The sequence below is a fragment of the Acinetobacter lwoffii genome, from assembly GCF_022809915.1.
GTDB lineage: Bacteria > Pseudomonadota > Gammaproteobacteria > Pseudomonadales > Moraxellaceae > Acinetobacter > Acinetobacter lwoffii_M.
In genome coordinates, this window is record NZ_JALGQY010000009.1 from 25,779 (window position 1) to 50,253 (window position 24,475).

At 43.6% G+C, this 24,475-nt stretch carries 20 protein-coding genes; 11 read left to right on the forward strand and 9 right to left on the reverse strand.

The window, feature by feature from the left end:
• Positions 1-3: 3 nt before the first annotated feature.
• A complete protein-coding gene (locus tag MTX11_RS06435; protein WP_213687207.1) occupies positions 4-873 on the forward strand; it encodes a DUF2797 domain-containing protein in 870 nt (289 codons plus the stop codon).
• A 62-nt stretch (positions 874-935) separates the two neighbouring features.
• Here the strand turns inward: MTX11_RS06435 and MTX11_RS06440 are convergent, their stop codons facing one another.
• The 3 genes from MTX11_RS06440 to MTX11_RS06450 all read right to left on the reverse strand — a co-directional run bounded on the left by MTX11_RS06440 (position 936) and on the right by MTX11_RS06450 (position 3,840).
• Complete coding sequence (locus tag MTX11_RS06440) at positions 936-2,801, reverse strand: SurA N-terminal domain-containing protein (RefSeq protein WP_243474676.1); 1,866 nt, start codon at positions 2,799-2,801, stop codon at positions 936-938.
• Between the two features lie 130 nt (positions 2,802-2,931).
• The gene (locus tag MTX11_RS06445) at positions 2,932-3,204 is read right to left on the reverse strand and encodes an HU family DNA-binding protein (RefSeq protein ID WP_004279807.1); all 273 of its coding nucleotides are present in this window, start codon (positions 3,202-3,204) and stop codon (positions 2,932-2,934) included.
• Between the two features lie 162 nt (positions 3,205-3,366).
• Positions 3,367-3,840, reverse strand: a complete 474-nt coding sequence (locus MTX11_RS06450) for a phasin family protein (protein ID WP_243474677.1) — start codon at positions 3,838-3,840, stop codon at positions 3,367-3,369.
• A gap of 203 nt (positions 3,841-4,043) precedes the next feature.
• Here MTX11_RS06450 and MTX11_RS06455 point away from each other — a divergent pair, with 203 nt between their 5' ends.
• The 8 genes from MTX11_RS06455 to fdx all read left to right on the forward strand — a co-directional run bounded on the left by MTX11_RS06455 (position 4,044) and on the right by fdx (position 10,218).
• Positions 4,044-4,694 (forward strand): hypothetical protein, encoded by a 651-nt coding sequence (locus MTX11_RS06455; protein WP_243474678.1) that lies wholly within the window; start codon positions 4,044-4,046, stop codon positions 4,692-4,694.
• A gap of 112 nt (positions 4,695-4,806) precedes the next feature.
• Positions 4,807-5,280, forward strand: a complete 474-nt coding sequence (locus tag MTX11_RS06460) for an Rrf2 family transcriptional regulator (protein ID WP_004279811.1) — start codon at positions 4,807-4,809, stop codon at positions 5,278-5,280.
• A 1-nt stretch (position 5,281) separates the two neighbouring features.
• Positions 5,282-6,499, forward strand: coding sequence for an IscS subfamily cysteine desulfurase (locus MTX11_RS06465; protein ID WP_004279813.1), 1,218 nt, complete (start codon positions 5,282-5,284; stop codon positions 6,497-6,499).
• Between the two features lie 104 nt (positions 6,500-6,603).
• Positions 6,604-6,990 (forward strand): Fe-S cluster assembly scaffold IscU, encoded by a 387-nt coding sequence (iscU, locus tag MTX11_RS06470; RefSeq protein WP_004279815.1) that lies wholly within the window; start codon positions 6,604-6,606, stop codon positions 6,988-6,990.
• 34 nt (positions 6,991-7,024) lie between these two features.
• Entirely contained in the window at positions 7,025-7,345 is a 321-nt protein-coding gene (iscA, locus tag MTX11_RS06475) for an iron-sulfur cluster assembly protein IscA (RefSeq protein ID WP_005107159.1), read from the forward strand.
• Positions 7,346-7,447: 102 nt separating this feature from the next.
• Complete coding sequence (gene hscB, locus MTX11_RS06480; RefSeq protein ID WP_004646764.1) at positions 7,448-7,963, forward strand: Fe-S protein assembly co-chaperone HscB; 516 nt, start codon at positions 7,448-7,450, stop codon at positions 7,961-7,963.
• A gap of 41 nt (positions 7,964-8,004) precedes the next feature.
• The gene (gene hscA, locus MTX11_RS06485) at positions 8,005-9,864 is read left to right on the forward strand and encodes a Fe-S protein assembly chaperone HscA (protein ID WP_005107162.1); all 1,860 of its coding nucleotides are present in this window, start codon (positions 8,005-8,007) and stop codon (positions 9,862-9,864) included.
• 15 nt (positions 9,865-9,879) lie between these two features.
• Positions 9,880-10,218 carry an ISC system 2Fe-2S type ferredoxin gene (gene fdx, locus MTX11_RS06490; RefSeq protein ID WP_004279821.1) on the forward strand — a complete coding sequence of 113 codons (339 nt, stop codon included), beginning with the start codon at positions 9,880-9,882 and terminating at the stop codon, positions 10,216-10,218.
• A gap of 89 nt (positions 10,219-10,307) precedes the next feature.
• Here fdx and MTX11_RS06495 read toward each other — a convergent pair whose 3' ends face one another.
• From MTX11_RS06495 to MTX11_RS06515, 5 genes are all read right to left on the reverse strand, one after another.
• Positions 10,308-11,753 carry an adenylate/guanylate cyclase domain-containing protein gene (locus MTX11_RS06495; RefSeq protein WP_243474679.1) on the reverse strand — a complete coding sequence of 482 codons (1,446 nt, stop codon included), beginning with the start codon at positions 11,751-11,753 and terminating at the stop codon, positions 10,308-10,310.
• Positions 11,754-11,808: 55 nt separating this feature from the next.
• Complete coding sequence (locus MTX11_RS06500; RefSeq protein WP_005246565.1) at positions 11,809-12,243, reverse strand: HIT domain-containing protein; 435 nt, start codon at positions 12,241-12,243, stop codon at positions 11,809-11,811.
• Positions 12,244-12,472: 229 nt separating this feature from the next.
• The gene (gene mfd, locus MTX11_RS06505) at positions 12,473-15,931 is read right to left on the reverse strand and encodes a transcription-repair coupling factor (protein ID WP_243474680.1); all 3,459 of its coding nucleotides are present in this window, start codon (positions 15,929-15,931) and stop codon (positions 12,473-12,475) included.
• 123 nt (positions 15,932-16,054) lie between these two features.
• Positions 16,055-16,420 (reverse strand): hypothetical protein, encoded by a 366-nt coding sequence (locus MTX11_RS06510; protein WP_243474681.1) that lies wholly within the window; start codon positions 16,418-16,420, stop codon positions 16,055-16,057.
• A 129-nt stretch (positions 16,421-16,549) separates the two neighbouring features.
• A complete protein-coding gene (locus MTX11_RS06515) occupies positions 16,550-17,992 on the reverse strand; it encodes an aspartate ammonia-lyase (protein WP_243474682.1) in 1,443 nt (480 codons plus the stop codon).
• A 421-nt stretch (positions 17,993-18,413) separates the two neighbouring features.
• Between MTX11_RS06515 and putP the strand changes: the two genes are divergently transcribed.
• The gene (gene putP, locus MTX11_RS06520; protein WP_243474683.1) at positions 18,414-19,922 is read left to right on the forward strand and encodes a sodium/proline symporter PutP; all 1,509 of its coding nucleotides are present in this window, start codon (positions 18,414-18,416) and stop codon (positions 19,920-19,922) included.
• A gap of 78 nt (positions 19,923-20,000) precedes the next feature.
• On the opposite strand, the gene MTX11_RS06525 is transcribed toward putP, so the two are convergent.
• The gene (locus MTX11_RS06525; protein WP_243474684.1) at positions 20,001-20,495 is read right to left on the reverse strand and encodes an Lrp/AsnC ligand binding domain-containing protein; all 495 of its coding nucleotides are present in this window, start codon (positions 20,493-20,495) and stop codon (positions 20,001-20,003) included.
• 118 nt (positions 20,496-20,613) lie between these two features.
• Here MTX11_RS06525 and putA point away from each other — a divergent pair, with 118 nt between their 5' ends.
• Positions 20,614-24,369, forward strand: a complete 3,756-nt coding sequence (gene putA, locus MTX11_RS06530; RefSeq protein ID WP_243474685.1) for a trifunctional transcriptional regulator/proline dehydrogenase/L-glutamate gamma-semialdehyde dehydrogenase — start codon at positions 20,614-20,616, stop codon at positions 24,367-24,369.
• Positions 24,370-24,475 lie beyond the last annotated feature (106 nt).

Genomic DNA, 24,475 nt, shown 5'->3' on the forward strand with positions numbered 1-24,475 from the left:
TTTATGGAACTTCAGGGCATTTGTCATAAAATGCACGTCGGCCTCAAGGACCTTAGTGTAACTGATCAACAGATACAGCGGGCAAATGTTGAATATAAATTAATTTTAGATCGTGCAGAAATTGATCTTCCGTTTAATTTAGGCCAAGAAATCGAGATTGAATGGACCGGTAATATTTACTGCGTGTCTTGTGGCAACAAAACTTCCAAATCATTTTCGCAAGGTCACTGTTTTAAATGTTTTAAAACCAATGCTTCATGTGATATGTGCATCATGAAACCAGAGACTTGCCATTATCATTTGGGCACTTGCCGCGAAGATGAGTTTGCACAGAATGTCTGCTTTCAGCCACATATTGTCTATTTGGCCAATTCTAGCGCATTAAAGGTCGGTATTACCCGTACCAGCCAAATGCCGACCCGCTGGCTTGATCAGGGCGCGACCCAGGCCCTGCCGATTATGAAAGTGGGCTCACGTCGTCTTTCCGGAAAGCTTGAGGTCATGTTTGGTACGCAGGTTGCTGATAAAACTGACTGGCGCAAGCTACTGAAAGGTGAAGCAGAACCATTGAACCTGATTGAAGTGCGTGAACAACTGCTGGAAGAATTTGCGCCTAAAATTCAAAGCATTCGCGAAGAATTTAATCAGAATCTAGAATTTAATGAAAATATTGAAGTATTGGAAGATGAATTCGCACGAGAGTTTATTTATCCGGTAGAACAATATCCGGAAAAGATTAAATCGCATAATCTTGATAAAACTCCCTTAATTCGTGGCAAGTTACAAGGCATCAAGGGGCAGTACTTAATTCTGGATACTGGCGTAATTAATATGCGCAAATATACTGGTTATGAACTGATTATTCGTGCTTAATCCATTATTTGCTTAGAGCATAAAAAAACCAGCCCGCAGGCTGGTTTTTTTATACAACAATTTTATTTGATTTTTGCCTGAGATTTCAGGTAACGCGTATAGTCATCAAATTCCTGCTGACCACGAAGTTGTTGATATAACTTCACCAACTCGCTGCGTTGTTCTGCAATCAATACATCTACCGGGTTCTTCTTCACTTCTGATACCGCAACCACAACCAGCTCATTCGGCATTTTCGCTGTCGTCACTGACCAATGGCCTGCTTTTGGTGTCGGAAGACTAAAAGCCGCACGCTGTACATCACGTTTTAGCAAACCTTCAGCACGTGTGTAAACACCAGCATCTTCAAAGATCAAATCACCTTTCGCCACTGCCGCAGCCGGTTTGGTTTTGAACTCATCCAAAGCTTTCTGAATTTTTGCTTTTGCCAAAGCAGCTGCTTTGTCTTCAATCAACTGAGCTTTAACACGCGGTTTTGCTTCTGCCAGTGTTTGTTCGCCAGCTGCATGATAATTACGCACCTTAATCCAAGCTACATCACCATTGGCCAACTGAATGCTTGATGAAGCATTACGATCACCATTTTTAACATCATCATTAAACAATTTGACTTTGAGGTTAGCATCGCTCAGCACAGGATCACGAGTCGAAAGTGTCACTCCTTGAGCTTTCTGGACTTGTACACCTTTAACTTCCTGTGTAACGACATCCAGAGAATCACTTCCTACCACCATATCATTTAGCGTATTGACCGTATCAGAAAATGCATTAGATTTTTTAGCAGCCAAGGCTTCTTCAGACAAACGTGCTTTTTGTGATTCAAAAGAAGGAACTGCAACATCTGGCGTTTGCACAGAAATAATGTGGTAACCATAATCTGTTTTCACTGGTGAAGACACCTGACCTGATTTTAAAGAACTAACCGTCTGATCAAATGCAGTACCAAATACACCTTCTTCATAAACAGCAAGCGCACCACCTTTAGACTTAGATTCAGGATCTTCAGAATATTGTGCTGCAGCTTGAGCAAAAGTGGTACCGGATTTAATTTTGGCTGCAATGTCGGTCGCCAGTTTTTTTGCTTCAGCATCACTACTGCTGTCCGCCGTAATTAAAATATGCTTCACATCTGGTTTAACTGCTTGTTTTTGTGTCGCAACAAAAGCCGTGTATGCTTCCTGAAGTTCAGCATCTGTAACCGCTAAACTCTGTACCTGAATATCGCTTGGCTTTAACACCACATAGTCGACATCCACACTGGTCGGCTGTTTGAACAGTGTTTTGTGCTTTTCATAATAGGCAGTAATGTCTGCATCCGTCACTTTGACATCTTTTTTATAGCTGTCCAGATTAATGCTGGAAATATGAATATGACGTTGTTCAGTTTGTAAATCGGCAATCTGCTGCATTTCAACTGGGCTTACCAGTGGATAATCCAGGAAAGTCGATGACAGCATCTTCAGCGCATGATCTTTACGTAAACTTTCAATCAAAGCGCGATTGGTCATGCCAATTGATTTCAGATAATTTTCATATAAAGCATTCGAGAACTTGCCATCTTGCTGGAAAGTAGGCTGCTGAGCAATCATCTGTTCAATTTGCTGGTCACTCAGACTGATCCCTAATTCTTCAGCCTGTTGCAGCAATAAAGTACGTGCAACCAGCGTATCCATGGCTTTCTGGTCAATGAAGCTTTGATTCAGTAAAGTTTCATCCCCATTGGCATAGCTAAGATATTGTTCTTTAAATGATTTGGTCAGTGACTCTAATTCTTTTTGAGATATTTCAGTCCCGTTCACTGATTTTGCCGCATCAGAGTTTCCGCTGCTAAAATATCCTTCAATACCTACAAGTGCTAACGGGGTCAAAAACAGAACGAGCAAGACTTTGCCCAACCAACCCTTAATAACTTTACGAAAAGCTTCCATAAGTATTCCAATATTTTATTTGCAAAGGATTTTAACCGAAAATACCCATTGAATGAATGTGTTAATCATCACAATTAAATTTATCAATAAAAAACGCGCCAAAGAAGGCGCGTTTCGTCGCTGGGTAAGCTTAAGCTACAGCGTCTTTTAAGCCTTTACCTGCTTTGAAGCTAGGTACTTTGCTTGCTTTGATCTCAAGAGTAGCACCAGTTTGTGGATTACGGCCAGTACGTGCAGCGCGCTCTTTCACACCGAAAGTACCAAAACCCACTAAAGTTACTGTATCACCCGATTTTAAAGCTTCAGTAACAGAAGCAATTGTAGCATCTAAAGCTTTACCTGCGTCAGCCTTAGATAATCCCCCTTTTTCTGCAATTGCATCAATTAATTCTGATTTATTCATGAAGATTACGTCCTCTTAATATCGTTTATTTAAGGTTCAAGAATTGGTTTAACATGCCATAACGCCTTTATAGCAATGCTTTAGGTATAAACGCAATACTTAAGAACCTCTTTTTTTTCAAAAAATATGCGAAAAAAACATTGAATAATAAATAAAGTCATTTTATTTAAGTTTTTTCGACAATTCTTCTTTCATTTTTTCTTGTTCCGCAGTCAACTGATCAACCTTGGCATGCAACTGAAGGATTAAACGTTCCAAATACTGTACATCTTTCAGTGTGACTAATCCTATACGATTCAATGAGTGATGAACAGAGTTGTCGATTAATTTTTCCACTTTGTCTTTGGTGTCTGTGACCGACTCTTTTGCTTTTTCCGAAACCTTTTCTACAGTTTGATCGGCAATATCTGCAGTTTTAGATTCAAGTTCTTCCCCGACCTTGACCAGCGAGTCAAACAATTTATTGCCTTCTTCTTCTGCACGTGAAAATGCCCCCAGTCCAGCCAACCAGATTTGTTTGGTATATTTACGAAAATCAAGAACCGATTTGCGCTCCGAGGCAGATTTAGACTTGGTTCTCAGCGTTTTCTCATTCGAAGCTTCAGCTGAGTCTTGTGCTGTTTTTGACTTGTCCATGTGCACGGCTCCTGTTTGTTTTCTGCGCAATTATTATAAATTATTCTACAAAACCACTGCATAATAGCAAATTTAGTACTTGATAGATTTGATAAACTGTTCTACAAAGCAATTTATTTCAAGTCTAATTTGATTTAACCCTGAAATCTCTTCACAAGCAGGAAGCTTTTTCACTTTATATTTCAGGTAAGGATTGGTTGTATATGAGCGAATCGCAACAAAGTCAAAATCAACCGCATTTGTTGCTTACGATGACGTTAATTGTTTTAGAGACAATATTTACCTTCATTCTCAAGCATGATCGTGTCGTTGCATTACAGGCCAAAAAGTTTGTAGATAAAAACATCTCGATTAAAATCAATAGCTATATTCCGTATTTCGACTTTTATGTGCAATTCACCCCCAATGGACTATTGTTTGACCATAAAGCACCGGGCCGCATTGTCGACCTGGATGTGCGCACTACACTTCCCGATCTGATTAAAATTTTCATTTTTGGCAATCGTCGTAGCATTCGTAGCATGCGTATTGATGGTCATCAGGTTTTAAAAGATGAGTTTCGTGATCTGTTAACCGTATTCAGTTTGCCTAAAGTATTAGCCGACTGGAAACACTGGCTGTCTGATGCGCCGACGGATGAAGCGGAAATTATTGCCTCTAAAAAGCGTATTGCGCCGCTTCTAAAGAAAATTGAAGAGCAGCGTTCCCAGATCAATACCCTGCAAGTGGAAGTCAAACAGTATAAAAACCGCCTGAAACGGATTGAACGCCGTCAAAAGCGCATTAACATCATTTTTGGCTTGAGCAGCGTACTTTTGATTACGTTATTAGTGTATAATTGGCTGAGCATGTAAATCTTTCATTCTCCGAAAATTAAATCCCACTAAGGTCTACTAAAAATAACTTGACTAATTTAGTCGGGATTCATAAAATCTACACATCTAGTCTAACCATGTGTATCGAATCATGCGCCTAACCACTCGCGGTCGCTACGCTGTGACTGCTCTACTTGATCTAGCTTTGCAGCCTTCTGAAAAAACGATAACGCTCGCTGAAATTGCAGCACGTCAAACTATTTCTGTTGCTTATCTTGAGCAGTTATTTGCGAAGCTCAAGCGTCATGGTTTAGTTTCTAGTGTTCGTGGCGCAAATGGTGGTTACCATTTAGCACGTAATGCAGATGAAATTACTGTGTTAGCAATTATTGAAGCTGTAAACGAAACAGTTGATGCGACTCGCTGTGACCATAAAGGCAATTGCCAGAATGGCGCGATGTGCTTGACTCATGATTTATGGCAGGAACTCTCCCATCACATCGCCGATTATTTAGAAAAAATCTCGCTTGCTGATCTGGTTGCACGTGACAACGTCCAGACTGTGTCATTACGCCAAAAATCAGCACCTTTAGATTCAGCCCTTTTATCGGTTACAGGTATTTGACATGAAACGTCCGATTTATCTTGATTATGCAGCTACAACTCCTGTAGATCCTCAGGTTGCTGAACGTATGATGGAATGCTTAACATTCGATGGTACCTTTGGTAATGCGGCATCTCGTTCACACGCGTATGGTTGGCAAGCAGAAGAAAAAGTTGAATATGCACGTGAACAAGTTGCGAATTTAATTAAAGCTGATCCACGTGAAATCGTATGGACTTCAGGTGCAACCGAGTCAGACAACCTTGCGCTTAAAGGTGTGGCTCATTTCTATGCATCTAAAGGTAAACATATCGTTACCTCTAAAATCGAACATAAGGCAGTTTTAGATACCTGTCGTGAGCTTGAATCTGAAGGTTTTGAAATTACCTATATTGAGCCACAACCTCAAACCGGTTTAATTACTCCAGAAATGGTACAAGCAGCGATTCGTCCAGATACGATTCTTGTTTCCCTGATGATGGTGAACAATGAAATCGGTACTGTGACTGATGTTGCAGCGATTGGTGAAATCACTCGCGCCAACAAGATTTTCTTCCATGTCGATGCAGCTCAGGCAGCGGGTAAAGTTGAAATTGATCTTTCAACTTTAAAAGTAGATTTGATGAGCTTCTCTGCGCATAAGATCTATGGCCCTAAAGGTATTGGCGCACTGTTTGTACGTCGTAGCCCGCGTGTACGCCTTAAAGCTGAAATGCATGGTGGCGGCCATGAACGTGGTATGCGTTCAGGTACCCTTGCGACTCACCAGATTGTAGGTATGGGTGAAGCGTTTGAACTTGCAGGCAAAAACTTGGAAGCTGAACAGACTCGTTTACGTGTACTTCGCGACAAGCTGTGGAATGGTTTACAAGGTCTTGAACAAGTGTTCCTGAACGGCCATCCAACACAAAACGTAGCGAACTATCTGAACATCAGCTTCAACTTTGTTGAAGGCGAATCATTGATGATGGCATTGAAAGATGCTGCGGTATCTTCAGGTTCGGCATGTACATCTGCAACACTTGAACCGTCTTATGTACTTCGTGCATTGGGTCTTTCAGACGAACTTGCACACAGTTCGATCCGCTTCAGCTTTGGTAAATACACCACTGAAGAAGATATCGATCACGTATTGACTATCACTAAAGCTGCTGTTGAGAAGTTACGTGAACTTTCTCCGCTTTGGGATATGTATAAGGAAGGTATTGACCTTTCTAAAGTTGAGTGGGCTGAGCACTAATTTTCATGCTGAGATAGTGACAAATCCGTTGCTATCTCATTGAGAAAAGTTTTTTTACCCCCATATTTAATACTAAGGCTGACCCCGAGGTTTGGAGAAGCAACATGGCTTATAGCGAAAAAGTAATTGATCATTACGAAAACCCTCGTAATGTTGGCGTTTTAGACAAAAATGCTGAAAACGTTGGTACTGGTATGGTTGGTGCGCCAGCATGTGGTGACGTGATGCGTTTACAGATTCAGGTAAACGACGAAGGCGTGATTGAAGAAGCACGTTTTAAAACTTATGGTTGTGGTTCTGCCATCGCATCAAGTTCACTTGTGACCGAATGGCTCAAAGGTAAAACTTTGGATCAAGCTCAAGCAATCAAAAACATTGATATTGCAACTGAACTTGCACTTCCACCAGTAAAAGTACACTGCTCTGTTCTTGCTGAAGATGCAATTAAAGCAGCTGTAGAAGACTACCGTAGCAAGAAAGTTAAAGCTTAATTGTTCCACGTTTTGAAATTTTAACGGAGTTTTCATGATCCATTTAACTGAAAATGCTGCAACTCATATCAGCAATTATTTAAAAAATCGCGGTAAGGGTGAAGGCATTCGCGTTGGTGTGAAAACTTCAGGCTGTTCTGGTCTGGCCTATGTGCTCGAGTTCGTCGATGAAGTCGATGCACATGACCAAGCCTTTGAGCAGTTTGGGGTTAAAGTATTCGTTGACCCGAAAAGTCTAGTTTATCTTGAAGGTATGGAGATGGACTATGTTAAAAACGGCTTGAACGAAGGCTTCGAATTTAACAACCCCAACAAAAAAGGCGAATGCGGTTGTGGTGAATCCTTCACTGTATAAACCCGGCAGTTATTCTCTTTGACATTAAAACAGTGTGTTTCACACTGTTTTAATTGCATTTATGCAGTTATTTTTGCACATTAATCGCGGATCCCATCTCCCATGAATCATTTTGAGTTGTTCAACCTTCCTGTAGCACTCGATATTGATTTAGCGGCTTTAAAGACTGAATTTTTAAAGTTGCAGCAACAATATCATCCAGATAAAGCTGAAGACAAAGATCAGGCTCTGATTAAATCAAGTGATATCAATCAGGCATTTAAAACCTTGTCAGCGGTCGATAGCCGTGCAGCGTATTTACTGTCTCTCAAGAAACAGGATTATCACTTAGATCAGTCGATCAGTGATTTTGAATTCTTGCAGGACGCTCTGGAAATTCGTGAACAACTTGACGATGCAACTTCTGCTGAAGATTTAACTTCACTGAAAGTCGAAGTCCAGCAATGGATTGAGGGCTTGGTTCGCGAGTTCAAAATTGATTATGCGGATGAAGACTGGGCCGAAGCACGCGATACAGTGCGCAAACTACGCTTCTTCGTTAAAGTCATGGCCGATATCGACAAAGCGGAAGACCGCTTCCTGGACGATGACAGCTTTGATCTTGATGATGATTTCTAATTTTTAGTATTTAATATTTAACGTGCAAAGGATGTAACACTATGGCTCTCTTGCAAATTGCAGAACCAGGTCAATCAAGTGCACCACATGAACACCGCATTGCGATTGGTATCGATTTAGGCACCACCCACTCTTTGGTTGCCACGGTTCTTTCAGGTAAAGCCAAAGTACTTAATGACGAACAAGGTCGTGTGCTACTTCCTTCTATCGTGCATTATGCAGAACAACAAACTCAATACGGCAATGAAGCTGCGCCTTTCATTACTACTGACCCTAAAAACACCATCGTTTCTGTAAAACGTTTTATGGGTCGCTCGAAAGCTGACATCAAATTCCAGCACCCTTATGCCTTGGTCGGTGAAGCCAATGAAATGCCAGCTTTTGAAACTGCGCAAGGCCGTAAGACTCCGGTTGAGATTTCTGCAGAAATTTTAAAGCAGTTGAAAGACCGCGCTGAAGCCAGTCTGCAAAATCCGGTTAATGGTGCAGTGATTACTGTTCCGGCGTACTTCGATGAAGCACAGCGTCAGGCAACCCGTGATGCTGCCCAGCTTGCCGGCTTGAATGTTTTACGTTTGTTGAATGAGCCAACCGCTGCTGCTGTTGCTTATGGTCTCGATCAGGAAAGCAACTTAAGTACAGATCGCAACTATGTGATCTACGACTTGGGTGGTGGTACCTTTGACGTTTCGATTCTGCGTTTTAGTCAAGGTGTGTTTGAAGTTCTAGCAACCGGTGGCCACACTGCCCTCGGTGGTGATGACCTAGATCGTTTGATCCTGAAATGGGCCAAGAAACAACTGAATATTGACACCTTGAATGATGCAGAATATGCACATTTTGTGGTTGCAGCACGTAAAGCCAAAGAAGCTTTGTCTGATGCAGATTCAGTTCAACTCAAATTGCTTGATCAGGTATTGACGCTTGACCGTCCGACATTTGAAGAGATCATTAAAGTTGCTTTGGATAAGACCATCAGCGTATGTAAGCGTGTGATGCGTGATGCCAAGCTTGAACTGGATGACATTCAAAATGTCGTTTTGGTCGGTGGCTCAACCCGTTCTTATGCAGTACAAAAAGCCGTGCGTGAAGTGTTCAACCAAGAACCGCTTTGCACCATTAACCCGGATGAAGTGGTTGCGATTGGCGCATCAATTACTGCGAACCAATTGATTGGCAACTCAACTGATGGCTCATTACTATTAGACGTGACGCCTCTGTCTCTTGGTCTTGAAACCATGGGCGGACTGGTTGAACGATTAATTTCGCGTAATACTGCGATTCCAGTCGCTCGTCGTCAGGAATTTACGACTTATCAAGATGGCCAGACTGCCATGTTGATTCATGTGGTTCAAGGTGAACGTGATCTGGTTGAGCATTGCCGTAGTTTAGGGCGTTTTGTCCTGCATGGCATTCCACCAATGACTGCCGGTCAGGCACGTATTGAAGTGACGTTCCAGGTCGATGCAGATGGCTTGCTGACTGTATCTGCCAAAGAAACCACCTCTGGCGTGACGGCTCAAATCGATATCAAACCATCTTATGGTTTATCGGGTGAAGATACTGAACGTCTGTTGCTAGACGGTTATAAGTTCGCTGAAGAAGATAAGAATCTTCGTCATTTGAATGAAACCAAAGTGGAAGCACAGCGTGAGCTGGAAGCACTGGTTCAGGCACTCAAAGCGGATGCCGGTCTGTTGACTGAAGATCAACTTGCAGCACTGCAAACTGCGCAAGCACAACTTGAAACTCAGCTTCAGGGTTCAGATATCAAAGCGATTGAATCTGCCGTTGAACAGCTTAAAATACATAGTGATGCTTTTGCAGCAGCACGTATGAATCAACATATTGATGCAGCTCTTAAGGGCACTAAACTCGACGACTGGTCAAACTCAAACTAATTTAAGGTAACGACTATGCCACGTATTAAAGTTCTTCCACATGCGCAGATTTGCCCCGAAGGTGCTGAGTTTGAAGTCGAACAAAATGCCAATCTTTGCGAAAGCCTGCTAAAAAATGGCATTAAAATCGAACATGCTTGCGATATGTCAGCAGCGTGTACCACCTGCCATGTAGTGGTACGCAAAGGTTTTGACAGCCTGGAAGAAATGGATGATGTTGAAGCTGACTTACTCGATCGTGCCTGGGGTTTAGAACCTGATTCACGTCTTTCTTGTCAGGTTAAACTGGACGATGAAGATCTGGAAATTGAAATTCCAAAATACACCATTAACCATGCGTCAGAAAATCACTAAGATTTTCGTTGCAGGCTAAAATAAAAAACCACGCTCAGGCGTGGTTTTTTCTCTTTATAAGAAACAATTAAAGTAAATTTACATGAACTTTAAATGTGTTCAATTACTTCATCCTCAAGCTTCAATTTGACAATACCTTGTGAATTGGTCATTTTCTGCTGAGTTTCAATGCGTTTAATCATTTTTTCTAGTACATGAATCAGCTCAGGATATTCAAAGTTTTGCACTTCATCCAGATTCAGCAATAAATGAAAGCCCTTATATTCATAATCGAACCAGCGCTGATACTCGACTTTCTGAGACGCATATTTTTCCATGACCTGCCAGGTTCTTACAGGTGCTTTAATGCCTTTCAAGAATATCGGCTTTTTCGGTGCACAAAGATAATCATCTTTGATCAGATTATGAGTATCTTCCGAAATCAGGATTTCATCGACTTCCGCTGCACTTTGCAAACGCGCTGCCAGATTGGCATCACGTCCTACAATGGTATAAGCCATACGATGCGTAGCCCCATAATTCCCTACGTGGCAATAACCGGTTGAAATCCCCATGCGGATATGCAGTGGCGGATAACCCATTTTAATCCAGCGTTCCCGCAGCAATTTCATTTGCTGACGCATCGCCAATGCCATTTCCATACAGTTCTTAGCATCCTGTTCCACACCTTCGGAGTTCGGATCACCAAAGAAAATCAGGATGGCATCACCCATGAATTTATCGACAGTCGCTTCATAATTTTTAGCGATTTCGGTCATATGCCGAAGATAGTCATTCAACAGGAATGCTAAATCATCTGGAATCAGAGTTTCAGATAGCTCTGTAAAGCCTTGAATATCAGAGAAAAAGATCGTCAACTTTTTACGTTTATATTCAATTTTGGCTTCAGATTCACCTTTCATAATGGATTGCCATAACTGCACGGGCGCATAGCGACTCAGCTGATTGGCAAATTCCATATAACGGTTCATCTGTTCGAAATAATGGTCTTTTTTCTGGGTCATGTATTGCACACGACCACTTTGATAAAAACTTCCGACACCAAAATAGGTAATCAGACAGATAAAGCCTAAAACGGTCAACTCACTGCTGGTCGGTTCAAAATAAGTCCCAAAACCAAAGACCAGAATATTGGCCAGATAAAAAACGGTGATCCCGACCAGACTGGCCAGAGAAGCCATCATCAATGAAATTTTATTACTGATTGCAGTATAGAGTATTGCCACCAAACCCAGCAAGGACAATACCAAATCCAGCTGTACTGCGGCCAAAACCACTACAATGACAATAACATCAATCAGAAAAAGAACATTGCGCCGAATACGATAATCATGGCGATAGATTAACCAGCGCGACAGTTTCGAGCTAATCAATAAAATCAGGAATAAAAATACAGGAACAAAGAGCTGATACTGGGTATCCGGTTCAGTGTAATGAAAGACGACCAGAACCAGAGACAGCATGATGTATCCCATCATGCGATGGAAATACTCAAACTGATGGGGTTCTTTTTGAATCCAGTCGTCTAATTGCACTCACTCACTCCCTGAAGTCCGCAACTGTTCATGGTTCTCGGAATGCCTTGGCTGATTAGTCCATGCGCCAGTCAAATGGCATGTCGCCCTGACCACGTAAAGCCAGCATTAAGGTTTGACGCATATGTGCCAATACTTCACTGCTATAAGGAACAGCAGATGTACCCCAAACAGGCTTCGGCCATGCAACGTCGTTCTGATAACGAACTACATGATGAAAATGCAATTGCGGCACCATATTACCCAGCGCTGCTACATTCATTTTATCTGCACGGAAAACACGTGCCAGCTGGCTTGATAACCAGCTTGACTCTCTTAAAAACTGCTCTTGGTCAGCTTGACTCAATTCATATAATTCAGAGACACCCGGCACACGTGGAATCAGAATGAGCCAGGGAAATTGCATATCATTCATCAAACGACATGTTGACAAAGGAAAGTCGCCTACAAAAAACGTATCTTGAGCAAGTTGTGGATGCAAACTAAACATATCTTTATAAATGATGCAAAATTAGAATGATGGCTAATACTAACATATCCAACTGAAGCTGAATATTGAAAGCAATGTGTTTAAAGACAAATTCTCATGATTTGTTGCGAAGCACATCACAACAATTACTGTAAACAATTCATTAAAAAAATCAAGCCTGTTGTTCCTGCAAACTTCATTGGAAAATGAAATCCAAACTGAATTTTCAGGCTGATTTAATCGAATAAAATCAGTGCAATTCTTTAAGCAGACTGTCCAGTAAATCCTGTATAAACTGAATCCGCTTTTGATAGTCTTCCAGCATGACCATGACTTTTAGACGTTGACCGCCATCCATCCGGAAATAGGTCGGATGTTTCTGCATCATCTGGATAATCGTCATGGCTTGAACCGGAGTATCCGGTGCAAATTCAATATGCCCACCCTGACTGCTGATATCAATTTTAGTAATACCAAGCTGCTCGGCTTTCAATCGAATCTGATGTACAGCAAAGAGCTGTTTGACCGGTTGCGGCGGTATACCAAAACGATCGATCAATTCCATCCGGATATTGTCCAGTTTTTCCTGGGTATCAGTATTACTGATGCGTTTATAGAACAACAGACGTTGATGGACATCACCCAGATATTCATCTGGAATCAACGCTGGCATATGCAGGGTAATTTCGGCAGTCAATGACAATGGTGCATCGAAGTTTGGCGTTTTGCCTTTTTGAATGGCTTTGGTGGCTTTTTCCAGCATTTCCATATACAGGCTATAACCAATGGCCTGCATCGAACCACTCTGCTGCTCACCTAGTAACTCACCTGCGCCGCGAATTTCCAGATCTTCGGTTGCCAGCATAAAACCGGCACCCAAGGTCGAAGCACGCTGAATGGCATCCAGACGTTTTTCTGCATCACCTTTTAAGGCTTTTAAAGACGGCACCATTAAGTAGGCATAAGCCTGATGGTGTGAGCGTCCTACACGTCCGCGTAGCTGATGTAATTGTGCCAGGCCCAGCTTGTCAGCACGTTCAATCAGAATGGTATTGGCATTCGGAACATCAATCCCGGTTTCAATAATGGTCGAACATACCAGAACATTGTATTCCTTGTGATAGAACTGCTGCATCACCTGCTCCAGTTCACGTTCACGCATCTGCCCGTGGGCCACAATCACCCGCGCTTCCGGCACCAATTTAAGGATATGCTCAGCGGCACGATCGATTGTATCAACTTCATTATGCAAAAAATAAACCTGACCACCGCGCAGCAATTCACGCAGAATCGCTTCTTTAATGGTGTCATCGGTATGTTCCTGCACAAAGGTTTTCACCGCAAGACGGCGTGCCGGCGGTGTGGCGATAATCGACAGATCACGCATGCCACTAAAGGCCATATTCAGTGTCCGTGGAATTGGAGTTGCAGTCAGTGTCAGCATATCAACATCGGCACGCATGGCCTTGATTCGTTCCTTGTCGCGCACCCCGAAACGATGCTCTTCATCGACAATCATCAAGCCAAGATTCTTAAACTGAACATTTTCCTGCAAAATCTTATGTGTACCAATCACAATATCGACTTTACCTTCAATCAGGTCGTCAATGGTCTTGGTATGTGCTTTGGAAGAGCCGAAACGTGACAGCACTTCAATCCGGACTGGCCAGTCGGCGAAGCGGTCTTTGAATGAATCATAATGCTGCTGTGCCAGCAAAGTGGTCGGTACCAGAATCGCCACCTGCCGGTTATTCTGTACTGCAACAAATGCGGCACGCATTGCGACTTCTGTCTTACCGAAACCCACATCACCACACACCAGTCGATCCATCGGCTTGGCCTGCTGCATGTCATGCAACGTCGCTTCAATCGCATTGGCCTGATCCAGTGTTTCTTCATACGCAAAGCCACTAGCAAATTGCATATAAAGGCTTTGATCGACTTCAAAACTGATCCCGGGCTTGGAAGCACGACGTGCCTGAATATGCAGCAATTCGGCCGCGACATCGTGAATCTGTTCCAGCGCTTTACGTTTGGCTTTATTCCACGCATCTGTACCCAGTTTATGCAAAGGTGCCAGATCCGGATCACCACCACTATACCGGCTAATTAAGTGCAGATTGGTCACCGGCACGTAGACTTTGGCGGCATCCGCATAATCCAGCTGCAAAAATTCGTGATCCTGATCATCAATACTTAGGGTGACCAGACCGGCATAACGTCCGACCCCATAATCGATATGTACCACAGGCGCGCCCATGGTCAGCTCAGTTAGACTTCGGATCAGAAACTCTTCGGAAACTTCCTGTTGACGTTTGCGACGGCGCTGTACCACGCGATGTTCATACAGCTGATTTTCAGAAATTACGCTGACACGATCGGTCAATACCAGACCACGCTCTAAAGGCGCATTGGTAATGGCAATTGCATACAGAGATTGAATAAAACTATCAAAATTTTCAACCGTGGGGATATCACCCAGACTTGGCCTTAAGGCATCTTTAAGACTTTCCCGGCGTCCAGCACTTTCAGCCACTAGCAATACCGGATGATTAGCCTGATCAATATATTTTTTGACTTCATGAAACGGTTTTTCACGTTTCGGGTCTACGGGTAGACGCGGTGGCAACTGGGTCTCAAGATTCAATACTCCAGCTTTTTGATCAAAAGGTGTTTGTGCGGCAATGATGCGTGCAAACTGGTTCAGCTGCTCTAGCACCTGATTGGTCTGAAAAAACAGGCTTTCAGGCGGCATAATCGGCTGATCGACATTGTGGCGACGATCTTCATAACGGCGCACTACATCTTGCCAAAACTGGCTGAGACTTTCGTCCAGAGCCTTATCTGTAATGACAATGCCATTCTTAGGTAAGTATGAAATGAGCGAACTTTGACCTTGCATGGCTTCAGCGCTGAAAAACAAGGGCAAATAAAACTCGATTCCCGGTGAGACTATGCCATCCATCACATCCTGATAGATCGGGTTTTTCTTTGGATTCGCGGTCGGGAAAAATTCGGCATAGCGGTCACGGAAAGTGGCACGCCCTTCTTTCAGTGGAAATTCTTGTGCCGGTAATACGGTAAACTGCTGCAAACTTTCTGTGGTGCGCTGAGTTTCAGAATCAAAAAATTTCAGGCTTTCAATTTCATCATCGAACAGGTCAATCCGAATCGGTGCTTCTTGTCCCGATGCGTAGATATCCATGATACTGCCGCGCACTGCGAATTCACCCGGATCATAAACGGTATCGACCAGATGATAACCGGCCTGAATCAGCTTTTTCTTTTGTTGTTCCAGATCAAATTTCTGACCGACATGAATATCGAAATGCTCACCCAGAATCCATGAGGTCGGCGCCACACGTTGTGCCAAAGTTGAGGCGGACAGCAACAGTACGCCAGTTTTGGGCATATTGGATAAGATTGCCAGACGTTCCGAGACAATATCCTGATGTGGTGAGAGACGGTCATAAGGCAAGATTTCCCAATCTGGAAAAATCGTGGGTTTAATCCCATAAAATTCCAGTTCACTTTCCAGTTGACCCAAATGCTGATTATTACGTGCAATCACAATAAACAAGCGCGATTGCTGCTGCACGATTTCTTTAAGCAATAATGCAGTTGAGGAACCTTGCAGATTGCCTAACCAGCGTTTCTCGCCTGCTTTGAGCTGTGGTAAATTGAGTTGGGAAATTTCTTGCTGGAACATGGATATAGCTTTAAAGTCTAAATAACCTGAGGCTTATACTAGCACGATGATCTCAGGATATTTTGTTATTTTTATGCAGTCTTGCTACATCCATATACTTCGATTTTAAGCCACTTTTGCAGCTTATTTTTGATCGCGCAGAAAGTTACGATAATAATCATTTAACTTCTTAAGGATCATTTTAAATTGCAGCAGATTCTCTTCGGTATTGCCTAAAGTCGCATTAAAATGCTGATGGGCAATTTCCAGATCAATTTTTTCATTGATCAGCATCGCGGTATCATATAACGCTTTTAAATCATCAAACTGTTTTAAACGGCGATTGGACAAATACTCTAATCGTGCACCCAATTCCTGATTGAGTTGAATATCATCGACGATATAGCCTGTACCTTCTACGCACTGAATATTCTGCTCTTCTAAATATAGCTGTGCAGCAGTCGGTTTATTACTTTTAAATAATGCACTGATTTTATCAAACATTGCCATTTACCTAGCCAAATATAGTTCTGGCTCTAGTCTAGATGAAAATGCCTCAAATCCACATCCTGAACTTGAGGCAAATTATCAAAATAGCAGCGATTCGCTGTTTCAGATGATTTAACCGCTCTGGTTCTGTTAAGAAACCTGTTCAAGCTGACTTTCTGCTGAAGGGATTTCAGACACCAGATTTTCAAATGCAAAGATTTCTTCTAATTGCGTTGCACTCAATAAGCCCAGCTCCAACACCACTTGCGGCACGGTTTTATTTTCCCGCATACATTGTTTGCCGATTTCATCACATTTGGCATGTCCCAATATCGGTTCAAGCAAGGTCACAATCCCGACACTGCGCATGACGGAACTTAAACAAATCTGTTCATTGGCCTGAATACCAGCAATACATTTCTGATTTAGGGTTTGCATACCTTGGGTCAATAACTGAATTGATTCATTCATCGCCACGGCAATCACAGGTTCCATGACATTCAATTGTAGCTGCCCGGCTTCCGCAGCCATAGTAATGGTTAAGTCGTTACCAATCACCCGAAAGGCAATCTGATTGACCACTTCTGGAATTACCGGATTGATTTTTGCCGGCATGATCGAAGAACCTGCCTGTAATTCGGGTAAACGAATTTCAGCCAGACCTGTACGCGGTCCCGAACTGAGCAGGCGCAGATCATTACAGATTTTGGACAGTTTTACCGCCAGACGTTTTAAACTGCTCGACAAAATAATAAAGACGCCACAATCGCTGGTCGCCTCGACATAATCTGCCGCACCTTTTAAAGGCAAACCCGTCAGATGCGCCAAGATTTCCACCACCCGCTTGGCATAGCCCGGCGGTGTATTGACCCCAGTCCCAATGGCGGTGGCGCCTAAATTGACTTCCAGCAATAACTGTCGCATCTGCCCAATCAGCTTCAGATCTTCTTTTAATAAGGTGGCAAATGCCCGGAACTCCTGTTCCATGGTCATCGGCACGGCATCTTGTAACTGGGTACGTCCCATTTTGATGACATATTCAAATTCGGCAGCTTTATGATCGATACAGTCAATCAATGCTTTAAGCACGCTCAACAATTCATCCAGACTGCTATAGGTCGCCAGACGCAAAGCCGTTGGATAGACATCATTGGTCGATTGCGAAGTATTCACATGATCATTCGGATGCAGAATGTGATAATCACCTTTCTGATGGCCCGACATTTCAAGTGCAATATTGGCAATCACCTCATTGGCATTCATATTGATGGAGGTTCCGGCACCGCCCTGATAAGGATCGAGTGGAAATGCCGCTTGCCACGCTTCCGGATGCTGAATCAATTCATCACAAGCTTTCTGAATGGCAGTACTGGTCTGCTCGGACAGTTTCTGGAAATACAGATTGGCCTGTGCCGAAGCTTTTTTCACTTGAGCCAAAGCACGAATAAAATGCGTTTGTTGCCCCACCGCCAATCCGGAAATCTTAAAATTTTCGATGGCACGTAAGGTATGAATCCCATAATAGCTATGCAACGGGATTTGTTTTTCCCCCAATAAATCACGTTCAATGCGGGTCAGTTCGATTTGAAGCATATTGTCCACTAAAAAATACTCTTGGCGATGCACCGTATTTGATGTGACATTAATATGAGCAAACAAATACAGGCCTAATAGGAAGACTTTAACCTAGATTTGCTACGATTTATTACCAATACGCTAAAGCTGTGAGTTTTGTAAGATTGTGTAAGCAGTTAGCTAAAATTCAAATATTTTCATTATTTATTCAAAATTTCCACTTTTCCCCTGAATTCGACGTCGTATTGCCTTTTATCCGCTTAAGTTATTCCTAATTCAATTTCAGTAAATTACTACTCTATTTACAATAAGTATACATAAAAGCTGTGTAATTGTTACAGAGTGTAATTTTTAAACCATGCTTGAATCACCTCCTTGCGATCTCAGTACAAAAAATCATCTTGGACGATGATTTCCATATTTACAGGATGACCTGCCTATGACTTATTTAAACCCCACCCTGATTACCTTCATGTTTTATATTATCGCCATGATTGCAATCGGTTTATATGCTTATCGTGCCACCTCCAATTTTGACGAATATATTCTAGGTGGACGGAGTCTGGGCAGTGTGGTCACTGCACTTTCAGCGGGCGCATCGGATATGAGTGGCTGGCTGTTGATGGGTCTTCCGGGAGCCATTTACCTGTCTGGCCTGTCAGAAGCCTGGATTGCAATCGGTTTGATTATCGGTGCATGGCTGAACTGGTTACTGGTGGCAGGTCGACTGCGTGCCCATACCGAATATCAGAACAATGCCCTGACCTTGCCGGATTATTTCACCAGCCGTTTTTCCGATCGTAAACGTATTTTACGGGTCTTGTCTGCCTTGGTGATTCTGGTGTTCTTTGCAATTTATTGTGCCTCAGGCATGGTCGCAGGTGCACGACTGTTTGAAAGCCTGTTTGGCTGGGATTACACCACAGCGCTTGTGATTGGTGCGATGGCGACGATTCTTTATGTTTGTATTGGTGGCTTTTTGGCGATCAGCTGGACAGATACATTCCAAGCCGGTTTGATGATTTTTGCCTTATTGCTGACTCCGATCATTACCTTCTTGGCTCTGGGCGACAACAGCCAGCAAGTGAGTGTCATCCTTGAATCGGCTCGCCCACATGCTTCAAGCATGCTTGAAGGTTTAAGCACCGTTGCGATTATTTCCAGTCTGGCTTGGGGCTTGGGTTATTTTGGTCAGCCGCATATTCTGGTGCGTTTTATGGCAGCAGATTCGGTCAAAACCATTCCTGCTGCACGCCGTATTGGCATGACCTGGATGATTCTATGCCTAGGCGGTGCAGTGGCTGCCGGTTATATCGGTATTGCCTACTTCAGTGTCAATCCCGCATTGGCTTCGGTGGTGAATCAAAACCCTGAAACGGTATTTATGGAGTTGACCAAAATCCTGTTTAATCCATGGATTGCCGGAATCATTCTGGCTGCTATCTTGGCGGCAATTATGAGCACCTTGAGCTGTCAGCTTCTGGTCTGCTCAACCACCCTGACCGAAGATTTATATAAGAGTTTCCTGCGTAAAAATGCTTCACAAAAAGAACTGATCTGGGTCGGTCGCGGCATGGTCTTGGTGATTGCCCTAATTGCCATTTCACTGGCGATTAATCCGAACAGTAAGGTTTTGGGTCTGGTGGCTTATGCCTGGGCGGGCTTTGGTGCTGCATTTGGCCCGCTGATTATCTTGTCGCTATTCTGGAAACGAATGACCCTCAACGGCGCAATTGTGGGTATGGTGGTTGGTGCCATGACTGTAATTGTCTGGAAAAATTATATGGGTGATACCGGTCTGTATGAGATCATTCCAGGCTTTATTCTGGCCACCCTCAGCATTATCATCGTCAGCCTGCTGGATAAAGCACCGAGTGCTGATGTGGTCAAACGCTTTGAAATGGCTAAAGCCGAGTATCAAAAAGAAATGGCTGAAATAGAAAAATAATCATCTTCTTACTTGAATATAAAAGGGACTTTTAAGTCCCTTTTATATTTCTTAGTTCATAGATAAAGTGCTTGCGAATTACTTGGCTTTTCCCGACATTTTCAGATGAATCCGCTGACTTTCTTTAATCACTTCCATCACCGGATAACTGCGCGTTTCTTTAATTCCGGGCAATTGCCACAAGATCTGACCAGAGATTTTGCGGAATTCATCCATATTGGCACAGCGGATTTTCACCACGAAATCAAAACCGCCACTGATCATATGACATTCGATAATTTCAGGAATCTGCCGCACAGCATGGGAAAATTCATCTAAAACATTCGGCGTGGTTTTATCCAGTAAAATTTCAACAAAGACCACAAAACCATTATTCAACATGACTGGATTGAGGCGCGCTTCGTAGCCCAGAATAAAACCTTCCCGGGTCAACTTTTGTACACGCGCCAAGGCTGCCGTAGGCGATAGATTAACCAGTTCAGCCAGTTTGATATTGGACAGCTTGGCATCGGATTGCAATAAACCCAGTATACGAATATCTATACGGTCAAGGTTCAAATAAGGACTTGGCATTAGAATTATTCTCTAAAAAAATAGAAAACTATAGTGAGATATTCGTCAAATATTCTGTGATTATAGATTAAAACTCATTCACATCAAAGAACTGATTGACGCAGTACAGGAAGTCACTATGCCAACCACTCTCCGCCCAGATTCAATTTTAGATTCAGCCCAGCACTCGAATTATATTGCTGAATTTAAACACAAAAACCAATACGAAGAACGTATTAATACGGCATGGCGTCGTGCTGAAACTGAATGCGTCGAAGAGTTATTGGCCCATAGTGAAATTTCTTCCGAAATAAGTGACAAGATTCAGGCGCTTGCCTTTGATCTCGCACATTCCTTACGTGAACGTAAAAGTTCCACTGGGAAAGCCGGTATTGTCCAAGGCTTATTGCAGGAATTTTCTTTATCCTCTCAGGAAGGCATTGCCCTAATGTGTCTGGCAGAAGCCTTGCTGCGGATTCCGGACAAAGCCACACGTGACCTACTGATTCGAGACAAAATCAATCAAGGTAACTGGAAAGAACATTTGGGCCAGAGCCAATTGATGTTTGTGAATGCAGCAGCCTGGGGACTGATGCTGACCGGCAAGCTGATGGAAACCCCACAGCAAAAAAGCCTGTCTAGCTTATTGACCGGTCTTTTGGCACGCAGTGGCCGCGGGATTATCCGTAAGGCTGTCGATGTTGCCATGCGCATGATGGGCGAGCAGTTTGTCACGGGTGAAACCATTGATGAAGCCCTGAAAAATGCCGAACCGTTGGAAGAAAAAGGCTTTCGCTATTCCTATGACATGCTGGGTGAAGCAGCACTGACCGATCTGGATGCTGAACGTTATTATCAGGATTATCAGCAAGCCATTCATGCCATTGGTCAATCTTCGCAGGATAAGGATGTTTATGACGGGCCTGGCATTTCTATCAAACTCTCTGCGCTGCACCCCCGTTATCAGCGTTCGCAAATGGATCGCGTGCATGATGAGCTCTATGCAAAAGTACTGAAACTCGCGGTCTTGGCCAAGCAATACAATATTGGTTTAAATATCGATGCTGAAGAAAGTGATCGCCTTGAGATTTCACTTGAACTGTTAGAACGCCTGTGTTTTGAACCACAATTACAGGACTGGAAAGGCATTGGCTTTGTGATTCAGGCCTATCAGAAACGCTGCTTCTATGTAGTGGATTACATCATTGATCTGGCGAAGCGCAGCCAGAAACGCTTGATGATTCGTCTGGTCAAAGGCGCATATTGGGACAGCGAAATCAAGAAAGCCCAAATTGATGGAATGTCAGATTATCCGGTATTTACTCGTAAGGTGCATACGGATCTGTCTTATATTGCTTGTGCGCGTAAGCTGTTGGCTGAACCGGATTATATCTACCCACAATTTGCCACTCACAATGCACAAACGGTAGCGACGATCTATCAGCTGGCACAACCTGAGCAGTATTATGCCGGCCAATATGAGTTCCAATGTCTGCATGGCATGGGCGAACCACTGTATGAAAATGTCGTGGGCGATCCATCGAAAAATAAACTCGGTGTACCATGCCGGATCTATGCGCCAGTCGGCAATCATGAAACCTTGCTGGCTTATCTGGTGCGCCGCTTACTGGAAAATGGTGCCAATACCTCCTTCGTCAATCGTATTGCTGACAAAACCTTGAAAATTGAAGATTTGATTGAAAATCCACAGCAAACCATTTTAAAGGCATCAAAACAAGAAGGCGTGATGGGTGCCAAGCATCCCCAGATTCCCTATCCGCAAGATCTTTATACCGATGCACGATTGAACTCTTCAGGACTCGATTTGGCCAATGATGCTGAAATCAGTATTTTAAATGAAGTCGCATCCAGTCTGGCAAATACGCAATTTCAGTCAGCTGCTATGGGAACGGCATTTAGCAGCGTGGATACGCCCCATGCAGTTCCAGTGATCAATCCAGCACACCATCAGGATGTGGTCGGCACAGTCTATGAAGCAACTTCTGAACAGGCCGAAATTGCACTCACTCAAGCAGTTAATGCACAAAGTTTCTGGGCCAATCTGCCAAAAAATGAGCGTGCTGCCTGCCTGAATAAAGCCGCAGAACTGATGGAACAGCGTTTGCTTCCGCTCATGGTTCTTCTTTCTCGCGAAGCAGGTAAAACCTATGCCAATGCGATTGCCGAAGTACGTGAGGCGGTAGATTTCTTGCGTTACTATGCAGCTCAAGTTTTGGATCTCAGTGACAACGTACAGATCCAGCCTTTAGGTACTGTACTATGTATCAGTCCATGGAACTTCCCGCTGGCGATTTTTACCGGTCAGATTTCAGCAGCGCTGGTCGCTGGCAATACCGTGATTGCCAAACCGGCTGAACAAACACCGCTCATTGCAGCACAAGCCGTACAGATTTTATGGGAAGCCGGCATTCCGCAGGATGTGTTACAGCTATTGCCGGGCCGTGGTGAAACTATTGGTGCACAGCTCAGTGCAGATCCACGTATTCAGGGCATCATGTTTACCGGTTCCACCGAGGTCGCTCAGATTCTGCAAAAAACCGTGGCAGAACGGCTAAACCAGCTTGGAGAAAGCGTCACCCTGATTGCTGAAACCGGCGGGCAAAACGCTATGATTGTGGATTCATCTGCACTAACTGAACAGGTAGTGTTGGATGTTGTGAGCTCTGCCTATGACAGTGCCGGTCAGCGCTGTTCTGCCCTGCGTGTCCTTTGTGTGCAAGAGGATAATCTGGAGGCTGTTCGCAACATGCTCAAAGGTGCCATGCAACAGTTGCGCGTTGGCAATCCGGTCTTGCTGAAAACCGATATTGGTCCAGTGATTGATGCAGAAGCCCAGCAAAATATCCAAAAGCATATTGAGCAGATGCGCAGCAAAGGTCATACAGTTCATCAGTTGATGTTTAATCAGGACCAGACTGAATTAACTCCAGGAACATTCATTGCACCAACCCTGATTGAACTGCCAAATCTGGATGATCTGGAACGTGAAGTGTTTGGCCCGGTACTGCATCTGATCAGCTATAAATATGGCGAACTGGAACAGTTGTTAGATCAGATCAACAGCAAGGGTTATGGCCTGACCATGGGCTTGCACACGCGTATTGATGAAACCATGCAAACCGTGATTGCACGAGCGGAAGTCGGCAACCTGTATATCAACCGCAATATCGTTGGTGCGGTCGTGGGCGTCCAGCCCTTTGGTGGCGAAGGTCTGTCTGGCACCGGCCCGAAAGCAGGTGGCCCGTTGTATATCTACCGTTTAATGCATCAAGTATCCGAGAAAAAACTGGCGCAGCCTTATGCAGTTCAAGCGGGTCCAGCACTTGTTGAAAATAAACTTGTTCAGGAGTTTAAAGTCTGGGTAGCTAAAACTTTCCCAACTTTATCTTTAAAAGCACCTATGCAAATTGCGACTGGTCAAAGCTTTAGCCTGCAAGGTCCAACCGGTGAGGAAAATCAGTACCTAATCTTGCCACGAGAAAGTGTTCTATCTTTGGCACACACGGAGCAAGACCAGATTCAGCAAATTCTGGCAATTTTATCGGTCGGCAGTCGTCCTGCATTCCTAGCTGACAATACTTTTATTCTGAAATATTTACCAACCATGCCAGCCGCGATCAGCAAGCAATTTAAAGTGGTCCGGGATATTGAAACAGGCGCGTTTGATGCCGTCCTGCATCATGGTGACACTGTTGAACTGATTGATTTGCAGAAACGCATTGCAGGCCGAAAAGGTGCAATTATTGGTATCACCCATTTAAGTTCGGGCAACTATGATATTCCGGTCGAGCGATTTGTGATTGAACGCGCGATCAGTATCAATACGGCGGCGGCAGGCGGTAATGCCAGCTTGATGACGATGGATAATCTCTAAATCAGTCCAATCATCTCAGCATTTTTAGCTTAAATCTTTCCTCTTGATGGCCAAACCTCTCTCCTCAGAAGGTTTGGTCTTTTTTATGCAGCTTTTAAAGCGGCTC